Source organism: Rhodococcus sp. 05-340-2, from assembly GCF_002258915.1.
Classification (GTDB): Bacteria; Actinomycetota; Actinomycetes; order Mycobacteriales; family Mycobacteriaceae; genus Rhodococcoides.
Map to the genome: position 1 here is coordinate 642967 of NZ_NOYU01000027.1, position 13469 is coordinate 656435.

At 66.1% G+C, this 13469-nt stretch carries 13 protein-coding genes; 7 read left to right on the forward strand and 6 right to left on the reverse strand.

Annotated features, from left to right (window positions below):
- Positions 1-58: 58 nt before the first annotated feature.
- Positions 59-1138, forward strand: coding sequence for a ferrochelatase (locus tag CH271_RS18050; RefSeq protein WP_094634592.1), 1080 nt, complete (start codon positions 59-61; stop codon positions 1136-1138).
- A gap of 34 nt (positions 1139-1172) precedes the next feature.
- On the opposite strand, the gene CH271_RS18055 is transcribed toward CH271_RS18050, so the two are convergent.
- Positions 1173-2000 (reverse strand): hypothetical protein, encoded by an 828-nt coding sequence (locus CH271_RS18055; protein WP_179274665.1) that lies wholly within the window; start codon positions 1998-2000, stop codon positions 1173-1175.
- Positions 2001-2076: 76 nt separating this feature from the next.
- Here CH271_RS18055 and CH271_RS18060 point away from each other — a divergent pair, with 76 nt between their 5' ends.
- The 3 genes from CH271_RS18060 to CH271_RS18070 are packed head-to-tail and all read left to right on the forward strand — an operon-like array spanning position 2077 to position 4562.
- Positions 2077-2895 carry a DUF3097 domain-containing protein gene (locus CH271_RS18060; RefSeq protein ID WP_094634593.1) on the forward strand — a complete coding sequence of 273 codons (819 nt, stop codon included), beginning with the start codon at positions 2077-2079 and terminating at the stop codon, positions 2893-2895.
- A 47-nt stretch (positions 2896-2942) separates the two neighbouring features.
- Positions 2943-3374, forward strand: a complete 432-nt coding sequence (locus tag CH271_RS18065; protein WP_037190035.1) for an NfeD family protein — start codon at positions 2943-2945, stop codon at positions 3372-3374.
- 3 nt (positions 3375-3377) lie between these two features.
- Positions 3378-4562, forward strand: coding sequence for an SPFH domain-containing protein (locus CH271_RS18070; RefSeq protein ID WP_094634383.1), 1185 nt, complete (start codon positions 3378-3380; stop codon positions 4560-4562).
- Between the two features lie 12 nt (positions 4563-4574).
- Here the strand turns inward: CH271_RS18070 and CH271_RS18075 are convergent, their stop codons facing one another.
- The 3 genes from CH271_RS18075 to CH271_RS18085 are packed head-to-tail and all read right to left on the reverse strand — an operon-like array spanning position 4575 to position 6429.
- Entirely contained in the window at positions 4575-5084 is a 510-nt protein-coding gene (locus CH271_RS18075) for a hypothetical protein (RefSeq protein WP_094634384.1), read from the reverse strand.
- Positions 5081-5680 (reverse strand): hypothetical protein, encoded by a 600-nt coding sequence (locus CH271_RS18080; RefSeq protein ID WP_094634385.1) that lies wholly within the window; start codon positions 5678-5680, stop codon positions 5081-5083. The genes CH271_RS18075 and CH271_RS18080 overlap by 4 nt, the downstream gene beginning before the upstream one ends.
- Positions 5681-5712: 32 nt before the next feature.
- Positions 5713-6429, reverse strand: coding sequence for a TVP38/TMEM64 family protein (locus CH271_RS18085; protein WP_094634386.1), 717 nt, complete (start codon positions 6427-6429; stop codon positions 5713-5715).
- A gap of 170 nt (positions 6430-6599) precedes the next feature.
- On the opposite strand from CH271_RS18085, the gene mutA reads away from it, so the two are divergent.
- Genes mutA through meaB form a run of 3 tightly spaced genes read left to right on the forward strand, consistent with a single transcriptional unit; the run spans position 6600 to position 11807 of the window.
- Positions 6600-8483 (forward strand): methylmalonyl-CoA mutase small subunit, encoded by a 1884-nt coding sequence (mutA, locus tag CH271_RS18090; RefSeq protein ID WP_094634387.1) that lies wholly within the window; start codon positions 6600-6602, stop codon positions 8481-8483.
- Between the two features lie 16 nt (positions 8484-8499).
- Positions 8500-10770 carry a methylmalonyl-CoA mutase gene (scpA, locus tag CH271_RS18095; protein ID WP_037190034.1) on the forward strand — a complete coding sequence of 757 codons (2271 nt, stop codon included), beginning with the start codon at positions 8500-8502 and terminating at the stop codon, positions 10768-10770.
- Between the two features lie 2 nt (positions 10771-10772).
- On the forward strand, positions 10773-11807 hold the full coding sequence (gene meaB / locus CH271_RS18100; RefSeq protein ID WP_037189340.1) for a methylmalonyl Co-A mutase-associated GTPase MeaB: 1035 nt from the start codon (positions 10773-10775) through the stop codon (positions 11805-11807).
- Here meaB and CH271_RS18105 read toward each other — a convergent pair.
- Both CH271_RS18105 and CH271_RS18110 read right to left on the reverse strand, forming a co-directional pair.
- A complete protein-coding gene (locus CH271_RS18105) occupies positions 11784-12860 on the reverse strand; it encodes a nucleoside hydrolase (RefSeq protein ID WP_094634594.1) in 1077 nt (358 codons plus the stop codon). The two genes, meaB and CH271_RS18105, sit on opposite strands and share 24 nt — an antisense overlap.
- Positions 12857-13327, reverse strand: a complete 471-nt coding sequence (locus CH271_RS18110; RefSeq protein ID WP_037189339.1) for an OsmC family protein — start codon at positions 13325-13327, stop codon at positions 12857-12859. Before CH271_RS18110 ends, CH271_RS18105 begins: the two co-directional genes overlap by 4 nt.
- Positions 13328-13469 lie beyond the last annotated feature (142 nt).

The window sequence follows — 13469 nt, forward strand, 5'->3', positions numbered from 1 at the left end:
TTCGTTCGCCGATCGGACCCCCGCCGGGGCCGGTCTGCGACGGGGGCACAATGGAAACATGACCACCCCTGGAGACTTCGACGCATTGTTGGTGCTCTCGTTCGGCGGGCCGGAACAGCCCGCCGACGTACGCCCGTTCCTGGAGAACGTCACTCGCGGACGCGGGGTGCCTCCCGAGCGGCTCGATGCCGTCGTCGAGCACTACATGCATTTCGGGGGAGTCTCTCCCATCAACCGGCTCAACCGAGACATCATCGACGCACTCCGCGTCGAATTCGATTCCGCCGGAGTGGATCTGCCGATCTATTTCGGAAACCGCAACTGGCACCCGATGATCGAGGACACCGTAGCGACCATGAAGTCCGACGGAATCACGAACGCCCTCGTGTTTCCCACCTCCGCGTGGGGCGGATACTCCGGATGCAGGCAGTACCACGAGGACATCGCTCGGGCCCGCGCCGCCGTCGGCGACGATGCGCCCCATCTGCTCAAGATTCGGCAGTACTACGACCACCCGCTGATGGTCGACGCGTTCAGCGACGCCGTGGCAACGGCGCGAGCCTCGCTACCCGAGCAGAACCGCGCCGGTGCGCGTCTGGTGTTCACTGCACACTCCATTCCCTCGGCCGCCGACGCCAACGCCGGCCCGCCCGAGGACGGCGGTCATCTCTACAGCCGTCAGGTGGCCGAGGCCTCGAGGCTCGTCGCGGCCGCGTCGGGCGTCGACGACTACGACCTGGTGTGGCAGTCCCGCTCCGGACCCCCGCAGGTGCCGTGGCTCGACCCCGACATCTGCGATCACCTCGAAGCGCTGTCGGAGAAGTCCGTCGACGCCGTGATCGTGTGTCCGATCGGATTCGTGTCCGACCACCTCGAGGTCGTGTGGGATCTCGACACCGAGGCGGAGGAGAAGGCCGGCGAACTCGGTATGGCCTTCGCTCGCGCGGGCACGCCCGGATCCGACGCGCGTTTCCCGCGAATGATTCGCGAGCTCGTGGACGAATACCGAGTCGGTGGTCGATGCCGCGGCCTCGGCAGTGTGCCCGGCTACGGTTCGACGCTGGACGGCAGTCGCTGCGCTGTCGGGTGCTGTGAGCAGCCCACCCGGCCGTCCAGGCCCGCCGCTGCCACGTCGTGAACGTATCCGCCTGACACCCCGCTGCCGAGGGGTGTCAGGCGGAATGCATCGCCGCTTCGATGCTCGTCGCGACCGCGATGGTGCGCGCGGTACGCACCGCAGCCCACAGCGGTCGAACGAGCTCTTCACGTGCTGCGGCTGCCGACGCGGTCGGTGTCTCCGACGGAGCCGATCCCGCTGCGACCGTCAGAATCGCGGCGACCCGATCAGCCGATTCGAGGACGCGGAACGCTCTGTCGGACATGTCGGCCGGGTAGCGATGCCGTGCCGCGTCGGCGATCAGTGCGGCGATACGGGTGCGCGGATCGGTGTCGAGGGTTCGGGTGGGTAGCGACTGCATCTGCGCGAGCGCGTCCGCCGCGCCGCGCACGGCTTCACGCATCTCGTACTCGGCCTCACCCAGGCCCTGATCCCGACGACCGTGCTCGGGGACGACGATCGAATACACGGTCCAACGCAACACATCCGGTCCCTCCACGACGGGCACCACACCGATGCCGGCGTTACCCGAGGTCCCGATCACCACCGCCTGACCGGTGCCGAGAGCAGCTCGTGAGAAGTCCGTGTTCGCAGGGAGGCCGCTCACCGCGCCGGGAGCGGGCAGAACGAGCTTGACCCGATCGTCCCCGGCCGCGGGCGTCGACGCAGTGGCAGCCGCTCGGATCGCGTGCAGCAAGCCTGCGATCCCATCGGCGTAGCCGGGGTACTGCAGCCCGAAATCGGTGGCCGCGTCCGCATCGCCCGCACCCACGAGATGCATCGGTGCCCACTCGGACATGGCGTCGATGACATCGTCGGGCGAGCTGGCACCGGCCAGCCAGGAACCGGCCCACAGGGCGAGACTCGTACTGGAGGAACACACGACTCACGAGCATAGGTCGGCGTGGCGAACCGTGCTCGGGACGCCGGTGTCGCTAGCGTTGGTCGCCGTGAACGACATGTACGGCGGAGACATTCTCAAAGGGCACAGTCGCATGCGGAAGGTTCCGGCACCGGAGGTGTCGGCCGAGCGGGGACTGGTGGTCGAAGACGCCGGTACCGGGTACTGCGGTGCGGTGGTCGGCTTCGAGCGCACCTACGACGGAGATTTCGTCCGGCTCGAGGACGGTGCCCGCACGACGCGGCTGTTCGCCCTGCGCGAGGCAGCGTTCCTGATCGACGGACGTCGGGTCACCCTGGTTCGGCCCAAGCCTGCGGCGGCAGCGGCGGCACCGACGCGTTCTGCGTCCGGCTCGACCAAAGTCGAGGGACTGCGCGCGCGCACCGCCCGTGCCAGCCGCATCTGGGTCGAGGGCGTGCACGACGCGGCCCTGGTGGAAAGTGTGTGGGGACACGATCTTCGGGTGGAGGGCGTGGTCGTCGAGCATCTCGAGGGTCTGGACAATCTGGGGGAACGGTTGGCGGATTTCGGTCCTGGCCCCGGCCGTCGCGTCGGAGTGCTGGTGGACCATTTGGTGTCCGGGTCCAAGGAGTCGAAGTTGACGAGGTCGCTGGGCGAGCACGTTCTGGTCACCGGTCATCCGTTCATCGACGTCTGGGAGGCGGTCAAGCCCGCTGCTGTCGGTATCGATGCCTGGCCGAAGATTCCGCGGGGCGAGGATTGGAAGACCGGGATCTGCCGAGAGCTGGGGTGGGGGAGTCCGCGAGAGGGATGGCGTCGGGTGTATTCGTCGGTGTCGAGCTTCCGGGATCTCGAGGCACCGTTGATCGGCGCTGTCGAACAATTGGTCGACTTCGTGACCGAGCAGCCATCCTGAGCAGCTGATCCACCGCCGGATGTCCGATTCGTGATTGGATGGAGGCTGTGGCAGCGATCATTTGGCTCATAGCGGCAGTGGTTCTCGCCGGTGCCGAGGCACTGACGGGCGACTTCTTTCTTCTGATGATCGCCGGCGGCGCGCTCGGCACTGCTGGGGTCTCTGCTCTGACAGATTTTCCGGTGTGGGCCGATGCGATCGTCTTCGGTGTTCTGTCGTTGGCACTGGTTCTCGGTTTGCGCCCGATTCTGTTGCGACGCTTCGCGACTCCGCCCGATACTCCGATGGGTATGGCCGCACTCACCGGCAAGAGTGCGGTCGTTCTCGAACAGGTCACTGCCCACGAAGGCCAGATCAAGCTCGGTGGTGAGGTGTGGACCGCTCGTCCACTCGACGAGACCGAGGTCTATGCCCCTGGCACCACCGTGACCGTGATGGAAATAGACGGCGCAACCGCCGTCGTATGGAAGGGACCGTAGCCAGTGGAAGCACTCATCGCACTGGCTGTCATCGTCGCGTTCGTCGCGGTGTTGATGGCCAAGTCCATCTCGATCGTCCCGCAAGCCGAGGCCGCCGTGATCGAACGGCTGGGCCGTTACACCCGTACCGTGTCCGGGCAGCTCACGTTTCTCGTTCCGTTCGTCGATCGCATCCGTGCGAAGGTCGACCTGCGTGAGCGGGTCGTGTCGTTCCCCCCTCAGCCGGTGATCACCAAGGACAACCTGACCGTGTCGATCGACACCGTCGTGTACTTCCAGGTGACGAACCCGCAGTCGGCCGTGTACGAGATCAACAACTACATCGTCGGCGTCGAGCAGTTGACCACCACCACGCTGCGTAACGTCGTCGGCGGAATGACGCTGGAAGAGACTCTGACGTCGCGTGATTCGATCAACGGTCAACTTCGCGTCGTGCTGGACGAGGCAACCGGCCGCTGGGGCCTGCGAGTGGCCCGAGTGGAGCTCAAGAGCATCGATCCGCCGCCCTCGATCCAGGAATCGATGGAGAAGCAGATGAAGGCCGATCGCGAGAAGCGAGCGACCATCCTCACCGCCGAAGGTCATCGTGAATCGGCGATCAAGACGGCCGAGGGCGACAAGCAGAGTCGAATTCTTGCAGCCGAGGGTGGCAAGCAGGCATCCATTCTCACCGCCGAGGGTGAGCGGCAGTCGCGCATCCTGCGGGCACAGGGTGATCGAGCTGCGAAGTATCTCGAAGCTCAGGGCCAGGCCAAGGCCATCGAGAAGGTGTTCGGTGCCATCAAGGCCGGCAAGCCGACGCCCGAGTTGCTGGCGTACCAGTACATGCAGACGCTGCCGCAGATGGCGCAGGGCGATGCGAACAAGGTGTGGATGATTCCGAGCGATTTCGGCGATGCGCTCAAGGGCTTCGCCAAGACGCTCGGTGCGCCCGGCGAGGACGGTGTGTTCCGCTACGAGCCCAACGAGTCGGCCGGCAACGAGCCCAAGCCCGAGGACGACTCGGACGAGGTGGCCGAATGGTTCGAGACCAAGACCGATCCGGCGGTCGCCGAGGCGGTCAAGGCTGCAGAAGCAGTGGCACGCAAGCCGGTAGACACCTCGTTGGCTGCGTCGCCCGAACTGTCGAAGGGTTTCGACGTCGGTGCCTTGGCGGCGTCGCCGGAGGCGGAGCCGGAACAGCGCTGAGGTCTGCCTCGGTCAGCTGATCAAGGCGGTTCCGACGCCGGCAGCGGCGAGGGCCCACAGCACGCTGGCGAAGGTGCCGATGATGAATTGTTCGGAGGCATGGGATTCGCGCAGTTCGGGATAGCGCGCGAGTCCCTTGACTGCCAGCACGATGGCGATCCCTTCCGGCCAGCCGGCGAGGATCGACACGGCGACGGCCACGCGTTCGAGGATGCCGATGGTCAGTCCACCACGAAGCGGCTCGACCGGATTTTCTCCGGTCGAGTCGTTCTGTCGTCGTGCGACACGAAACACTGTGGGTACCACTGCTGTTCCACCGAGGGCGGCAGCGGCGACGCTCAGGACGACTCCGATGGCATGGCCGAGACCGTAGGCCGGTCCGGCCACCGTGGCCAGGACTGCCGCTGCCGCGAGCAGACTCGACGCGGCCACGGTCGGCAACCATCGGCGAATTCCGGTCCCGGCGGGGACTGTGGCGGCAACTGCGGCCAGCGCGAGTAGCACCAGGGTTGCGACGATCATGGCCGATGGGTTCCCGTCGTGTTCGCGGCGTCGAGCAATCGAGTCGCCAGGGTGCGGCCCGCGTTCTCGACGTGCCAGCCGGCTACCGAGAGTCGCTGCGACATGGCTTGTTTGCTGATCTTCAATCGTTCGGCCGCGTCGGTCTGCGACAACCCTCGTGCCATGAGTTCGACCGCTTCTCGGCCCTGGTCCGAGCGTCTGATGACGAGCAGCGCAACCAACGTCGATGCGGTTTCCGCATCCTCGGCGGCAGCGGCGTCGGGTCCGCTGACGGCGAGTGCGGCCGGGGCGTTCTTGGCTCTGGTCACGGCGTCTCGGGCTGCCTCGAACGCCGGTCCGCGGCCGGCGCGCGTCGTCTCGGGGAGCGGGAGTTCGACGGAGCCGACGCCGACGCCGACGCTCCAGTGCGGGGTCGAGACCAGTTCGAGGGCGATCGAGACGACAGTGGCGGCGTCCTCGCACACTGCTTGCACTTCGTCCCCTGCGGTGCGCTCGAAGGGCCGGATCAGTTCGTGGTCGCGATAGTGATCGAGCAATTCGGGCACGCGATCGATGTCGCGTCTACTGCGTCGCTGGTCCACGGTCAGTACGAACATCTGGACAAGGCTAGATCGTTGATGTAATCAAGTCAAGCTTCAAGGCTTGATTCGTCCGAATCAAGGTTCCCGACCTGTCGACCGCCGACGGGTGCAGGCACGGACCGCGAACCGCGCGAGAGACGCCAATCCACGACCAGCCCACTCAAACCGATCGCGATACAGACCGCAGACAACACCAGCAGCGCCGGATGCGTCTCGCCTCCGATCGCTCCGCCGATCACGACGATTCCGAGAGTGCCCGGCAGCATCCCGACGGCCGTCGCCAGCGCGAACGGGACGGGCCGGACCGCCGACACACCACACGCGTAGTTCACCACCGAGAACGGCACCGGCGCAATCAGGCGCAGAGAGCCGACGGCCAGCCAGCCTCGTCGCCGCAAACTCTCGTCCACCGAATCCAGGACCGAATGGGACATCCGCGCTGCCACGGCGTCGCGGCCGATCGCGCGGACCAACAGCAACGCCAGAATCGCGCTGACCGTCGACGCGCCGATGGTGACCGCCAGACCGGTCAGGGGCCCGAACAGAACTCCTGCACTGAGCGTGAACAGGGTTCTCGGGACGGGCGCGACGGTCACGATCGCGTGCACGGCGAAGAACACGAGCGGGAACGCCGGGCCGACGGAGACGCCCCAATCACGAATCTGTTCGACACTCGGATGGGGAGCGAACACCGCCACGAGAGCGAAGACGGCAACAACCGCCAGCAGCGCGATCAGTCGAACGTCACGCAGGTGCCGGGTCACGAGAGACCAGCGTACCGGCGCGAGACGACACCTCGGGGTTTAGGCGAGTTCGAGAGGGGAGCGGCACGACCGAACGTGAGGTGATCCTCACGATAACCTGCTATGCGGTGGGGTTAGCATCACTTCAAGTCGGGCTCAGTACTACCCGCCGAACCGAGGGAGCAGCACACGTGTCCATCGCGTCGCACGAAGATGCCGCACGCAGCGCTCATGCGGCCTGGCAGAAGGCAGTGGCCGGTGTTCTGGCCAAATCTCGTCGGGTCGAGGTGGCCGATCTGCCCGCCGACGCCGAACGTCTACTCGATTCCACGACGTACGACGGGATCACCGTGTCCCCGCTCTACACCGCATTCGACGAGCGACCGGAAGGTCCGCTACCCGGCCGATTCCCCTACCTGCGGGGACGTGACCCGCACCGCGACGTCAACGCGGGCTGGAAGGTGTGCACCCGCCACGGTTCGATCCGCGGTGACGGCGCCGACGACGCCTCCACACTCAACACTCAGATACTCGATTCGCTCTCCAACGGCACCAGTGCCCTGTGGTTGACGGTAGGCACCGGAGGTGTCGATCCGACTGCTCTGCCCGAGGTTCTGAGTGGTGTGTTCCTCGAGCTCGCCCCGCTGACGCTCGATGCGCGCGGGGATGTTCGCGCAGCGGCAGCCGCGGTGTTCGGGGTGCTCGATTCGGCCGAGGTCGACGAGCGCGCCGCAGTGGACATCCGGCTCGGCGTGTCCACTCTCACAGCCGGATTGGGCGAAACCGAGTCGATAGAGATGGCCGAGGCACTCGAGTTGGCTCGCGAGTCGATCGGTCGTGCCGAGACGGTTCGTACGATCACGGTCGACGGCACCGTGTTCCACAACCTCGGTGGCGGCGATGCACAGGAGCTCGGTGCGGCGATCGCCGCAGGTCTCGAGTACGTGCGGTCCATGACCGATGCCGGTATCGGCATCTCGGATGCTCTGCGCCAGATCGAGTTTCGATTGGCCGCCACCGACGATCAGTTCCAGACCATCGCCAAGTTCCGGGCCGCTCGCACGCTGTGGGCGCGCATCGCGCAGGTGTGCGGAGCGCCGGACGCCGGCGACGCTCCTCAGCATGCGGTGACCTCGGAAGCGATGATGTCGCAGCGGGATCCGTGGGTGAACATGCTGCGGACCACGCTCGCCTCGTTCGGAGCGGGAGTCGGCGGTGCCGATTCGGTGACCGTGCTCCCGTTCGATGCGGCACTCGACGGCGGCGCAGCCGGGGTGTCGAAGACGTTCGCGGCCCGCATCGCCCGAAACACCCAGCTGCTCCTGCTCGAAGAAGCGCATCTCGGCCGCGTTCTGGATCCGGGTGCCGGGTCCTGGTACATCGAAGAACTGACGGCAGCGGTCGCCGCGAAGGCCTGGGAGTTCTTCCAGACCGTCGAAGCGTCGGGTGGATTCCGAGCCGCCGTCGACGACGGTTCGCTCGTGGCTGCGATCGAGAAGACTCGCGCCGAACGAGATTCCGACATCGCCCACCGAGTGACTCCGCTGACCGGTGTCAACGAATTTCCCAATCTGGCCGAGGCACCACTGACTCCCCAGCAGACCGAACAGCAGGGCTCGGCCACCGTGTATCGCTACGGCCGGGCGTTCGAGTCCCTCCGGGACCGTTCCGATGTTTTTCTGGCCGAGCACGATGCGCGCCCCACCGTCCTCCTGGTACCGCTGGGCAGCGTCGCCGAACACAACGTCCGAACGACGTTCGCGTCGAATCTGTTGGCGTCGGGCGGAATCGAGGCCGTCAATCCCGGCCCCCTGACCGTCGACGGAATCGCCGGATCGGTCGAGACGTCCGGAGCTCACACAGCGGTGGTGTGCGGAACCGACAAGAGATACGCCGACGAGGCAGCCACTGCCGTGGATGCACTGCGGGCCGCAGGCGTCACGCAGGTGCTGCTCGCCGGCCCCGAGAAGATCTTCGCCGGCATCGAGGGCACCACACGTCCCGATGGATTCCTGACCGCGAAGGTCGACGCCGTCGCAGTGCTGACCGAACTTCTCGACACCCTGGGAGCCTGAGATGAGCGAGCCTGACATGAACAACGACGAGCGCCGAATCTCGCACACCATCGGAAGTTTCGCCGAGGTGCCACTGGTCGATCCCGACGAGCCGACTCCGCCGCCGCCGTCGACCGAGGACGTCACCGCCCATGTGCAGCAGGGCGCGAAGGCCAACTTCTACACACCCGAGCAGGTGGTGTGGTCCACCCCCGAGGGTATCGACGTCAAGCCGGTGTTCACCGAGGCCGACCGCGCAGCCGCCGAGGCCGAGGGCTACCCGTTGCACAGCTACCCGGGTGCCCCGCCGTTTCTCCGCGGGCCGTACCCGACGATGTACGTCAACCAGCCGTGGACGATCCGCCAGTACGCCGGCTTCTCCACCGCGGCCGAGTCCAACGCGTTCTATCGCCGTAACCTGGCGGCCGGCCAGAAGGGTCTGTCGGTTGCGTTCGACCTGGCCACCCACCGCGGCTACGACTCCGATCACCCGCGGGTGCAGGGCGACGTCGGAATGGCCGGAGTCGCCATCGATTCCATCTACGACATGCGGCAACTGTTCGACGGCATCGACCTCGGTAGCGTCTCGGTCTCGATGACGATGAACGGTGCGGTGCTGCCGATCCTGGCGCTGTACGTCGCGGCCGCCGAGGAGCAGGGCGTCGGGCCGGAGAAGCTCGCCGGCACCATTCAGAACGACATTCTCAAAGAGTTCATGGTGCGCAACACCTACATCTATCCGCCGAAGCCGTCGATGCGCATCATCTCGGACATCTTCGCGTACACCAGCGAGAAGATGCCCAAGTACAACTCGATCTCCATCTCCGGCTACCACATCCAAGAGGCCGGTGCCACAGCCGATCTCGAACTCGCCTACACCCTCGCGGACGGTGTCGAGTACATCCGGGCCGGTCTGGATGCGGGCATGGACATCGATACCTTCGCGCCGCGACTGTCGTTCTTCTGGGCCATCGGAATGAACTTCTTCATGGAGGTCGCCAAGCTGCGGGCCGGGCGTCTGCTGTGGGCCGAGCTCGTCCAGCAGTTCGAGCCCAAGAGCGCCAAATCCCGTTCGCTGCGCACTCATTCGCAGACGTCGGGTTGGTCGTTGACGGCACAGGACGTGTTCAACAACGTCGCCCGCACCTGTGTGGAGGCGATGGCGGCAACCCAGGGTCACACCCAGTCGCTGCACACCAACGCCCTCGACGAGGCACTCGCCCTACCGACGGACTTCTCGGCGCGGATCGCCCGCAACACCCAGCTGCTCATCGCTCAGGAGTCCAACACCGTTCGCCCGATCGATCCGTGGGGCGGCTCGCACTACGTCGAGTGGCTCACCCATCAGCTCGCGAATCGGGCCCGGGCACACATCGCCGAGGTCGAGGAAGCGGGCGGAATGGCTCAGGCCATCGGCGAGGGCATCCCCAAGCTGCGCATCGAGGAGGCCGCGGCCCGCACCCAGGCGCGCATCGACTCCGGCCGTCAGCCCCTGGTGGGCGTCAACAAGTACGTGCCCGACGAGCCCGACACCATCGAGGTGCTCAAGGTCGAGAACTCCAAGGTTCGGCGTGAGCAGATCGAGAAGCTCGAGCGGCTGCGGGCCGAGCGGGACACCGCAGAGGTCGAGGCCGCCCTGGCGAATCTGACCAGAGCTGCGGCGTCGGATCAGCCGGGGATGGAGAACAATCTGCTCGCACTCGCCATCGACGCGGCACGCAAGATGGCCACCGTCGGCGAGATCTCCGACGCGCTCGAGAAGGTCTACGGGCGCCATCAGGCCGAAATCCGGACAATCAGTGGTGTGTACCGCGACGAGGCAGGCAAATCCGAGAACATCACCCGCGCCACCGCGCTGGTCGAGCAGTTCGCCGAGGACGAGGGCCGTCGGCCTCGCGTCCTGGTGTGCAAGATGGGTCAGGACGGGCACGACCGTGGTCAGAAGGTCATCGCCACGGCGTTCGCGGACATCGGCTTCGACGTGGACGTCGGCCCGCTGTTCCAGACCCCCGAGGAGGTGGCCCGCCAGGCCGCCGACAACGACGTTCACGTCGTCGGAGTGTCGTCGCTGGCAGCAGGCCATCTGACGCTGGTGCCCGCCCTACGACAGGCCTTGGCCGACGTCGGCCGCGAGGACATCATGATCGTCGTCGGTGGCGTCATTCCGCCCGGCGATTTCGACGAGCTCTACGCGGCGGGTGCCGCGGCGATCTTCCCTCCGGGCACCGTCATCGCCGACGCAGCGATCGGCCTGGTGGAGAAGCTGTCCGTTGCGCTCGGGCACGCACCACGCGAGGCCAACGCCTGAGTATGGGTTCTCCGAACGACAACACGAGTTCCCCGACCGGAGCAGCGTCGCCGAGAGGCCGAACCATCGACATCGATGCGGTGGCCGACGCGGTCCGAGCGAACGAGAGATCCGGGCTGGCGCGTGCCATCACCCTGGTCGAGTCCACCCGATCGGATCATCGAGACCTGGCTCAGCAGTTGCTTCTTCGGGTTCTGCCCGATGCGGGTGGTTCCCATCGCGTGGGAATCACCGGCGTGCCGGGGGTCGGCAAATCGACCTTCATCGACGCGCTCGGAATGCGGTTGATCGAGAAGGGGCACCGGGTCGCCGTGCTGGCCGTCGATCCGTCGTCGACGCGGACCGGTGGTTCCATCCTGGGTGACAAGACCCGGATGTCGCGCCTCGCGGTGCAGGAGAACGCATACATTCGGCCGTCTCCGACGTCGGGAACCCTGGGCGGGGTCGCACGTGCGACGAGGGAGACGATCGTGCTCCTCGAAGCGGCAGGCTTCGACGTCATTCTGGTGGAGACGGTGGGCGTCGGGCAGTCCGAGGTGACGGTCGCGAACATGGTCGATTGCTTCACGTTCCTGACGCTTGCGCGCACCGGAGATCAGTTGCAGGGCATCAAGAAGGGCGTTCTCGAACTCGCCGATCTGGTGGCCGTCAACAAGGCCGACGGCAAGCATGCGACCGACGCGAAGAACGCGGCGCGGGAATTGGCGGGCGCGCTGCGGCTGATCTATCCGCACGACGCGATCTGGAAGCCCCCGGTGCTGACGATGAGTGCCATCGAGGGCACCGGACTCGACGAGTACTGGGACACAGTGCTGCGCCATCAGCAAGTGCTCAGTGACGCAGGCGAATTCGCAGAGAAGCGTCGCAAGCAGCAGGTCGATTGGACGTGGACGATGGTCAACGATCAACTGTTGCGAAGGCTGGCGCAGAATCCCTCCGTCAAGGCCATCCGCGGCGACGTCGAAGCCCGGGTACGCGACGGTTCTCTGACTGCCGCGCTGGCCGCCCAGGAGCTACTCGACGCCTTCGATTCCTGAACCTGCCTCGGCGACCGGGACCGCGGGATAGAGCCGGGCGGCGAGCGCTCCGACCCGTTCGATCAGTCGGTCGAAGAATGCCTCGGGATCGGTGTGCACGGCGATCGCCGCATTGGGGGCCTTGCCCCACATGCCGCGCCAGTCCGCGACGGTCGTTCCCCGCGTGAGGGTTCCGACGAGTTCGACGTCGACGGTCGCATGTCGATACTCGGCGATGTTCGGTTGCAGTGCCACCGCCGCCGCGAAGGGATCGTGCATGTGCGCCAGGAAACCCTGATCGTGATCGCGATGGAACTCCATGTAGAACCGCACCGCGTCGGAGAAGTGCCGCACGATCGGGTTCGACGCGATCGATCGAACACCCGGTGCGTCGTCGGTGGAGATCGACTCCACCGGAAGGCTTTCCGCCCGCGCGGCCAGTCGACCGACGTGTTCGGGAGTCATTTCGATGGTCTCGGTGATGTCGAGCGCGCAGACGACGGGATGCCGTTCCGGCGGTAGTCCGGAGAAGGCCGCGAACACTTCTGCGGCGGCCTCGGGGTCGACGGCAATGTTCCATTCGCTGGTCGGTGTCGTGTTGCCCTTGTGCTGAAATGCGCCGCCCATCAACACCAGTCGCTTCAGCAGTCGAGGTAGCTCGGGATCCCGACGGATCGCGAGAGCGAGATTGGTCAGCGGACCGGTGACCAGCCCGGTGATCTCGCCCGGTCGCGAACGAACCAGCTCCACCCACATCGTGGTGGCGTCCCGGTCGGACAGCGGCCGCGCCGACGTCGGAAGCTCCGCGTACCCGATACCTTGCGGGCCGTGGGTGTCCTCGGTGGTCATCAGCGGTGCGACGAGGGGTACCTGTGCGCCGAGCGAGACCTCGACATCGCCCGCGCGGCACAGGTCGAGCCAGGCGAGATTGTTCGCGGCAACCTGGTTCACCGGCACATTGCCCGCAGTGGATGCGATGCCGAGGATCTCGGCATCCTCGCTGGCCAGCAGGTACAGCAAGGCGAGAGAATCGTCGATTCCGGTGTCCACGTCGACTATCAAGGGGACGGTCACGACGCCACCTCCGTCGTCGGGGTGTGCCGCACCGGGAAATTGACCGATCGCGCGATGAAGCACTTCGACGACGCGGACGCGTGCAGTTTCTCGGCGCGCGGCACCATCGACGGGTCCACGACGGTCACGACCGGAGCCAGGGTGACCTCGACGAACTGACCCGAACCGTCGGATTGCTCGGTCATCACTCCGGTGGGGGAGTCGGTGTAGTCGGTGACGACCACTCCCGATGCAGCGGCGAGCCCGAGGTACCACAGCATGTGGCAACTGGACAGCGAGGCGACGAGCATCTCCTCGGGATTCCAGCGTTCGGGATTGCCGCGAAAGCTCGGATCGGAGCTCGCGTGCAGGTCGGGTTTCCCTGGTGCCGAGACGATGTGATCGCGGTCGTAGGCTGCGGCACCGGTGGTACCGGCGCCGCGGTTGCCCGTCCAGTTCAGCGTGAGTCCGTAGTTGTGGTTCGGCACGGGTCCATCGTGCCAGTACCCGCCCGTCCGGTGACAATCCGCCGCGGAGGCAGCTGTCCGCATTGACCGTAATGCCTCGATTGCCAAGGTGCTGTGGCACATTCGTCGTTGCACCCGTTCACCTGGGCATTCGTCGAGGTGT

Bases quoted from the DNA above. Each gene is read 5' to 3' on its own strand.
- CH271_RS18060 (WP_094634593.1), top strand. From the start codon at position 2,077: ATGTACGGCGGAGACATTCTCAAAGGGCACAGTCGCATGCGGAAGGTT.
- CH271_RS18050 (WP_094634592.1), top strand. From the start codon at position 59: ATGACCACCCCTGGAGACTTCGACGCATTGTTGGTGCTCTCGTTCGGC.
- meaB (WP_037189340.1), top strand. From the start codon at position 10,773: ATGGGTTCTCCGAACGACAACACGAGTTCCCCGACCGGAGCAGCGTCG.
- CH271_RS18075 (WP_094634384.1), bottom strand. From the start codon at position 5,084: ATGATCGTCGCAACCCTGGTGCTACTCGCGCTGGCCGCAGTTGCCGCC.
- CH271_RS18080 (WP_094634385.1), bottom strand. From the start codon at position 5,680: ATGTTCGTACTGACCGTGGACCAGCGACGCAGTAGACGCGACATCGAT.
- scpA (WP_037190034.1), top strand. From the start codon at position 8,500: ATGAACAACGACGAGCGCCGAATCTCGCACACCATCGGAAGTTTCGCC.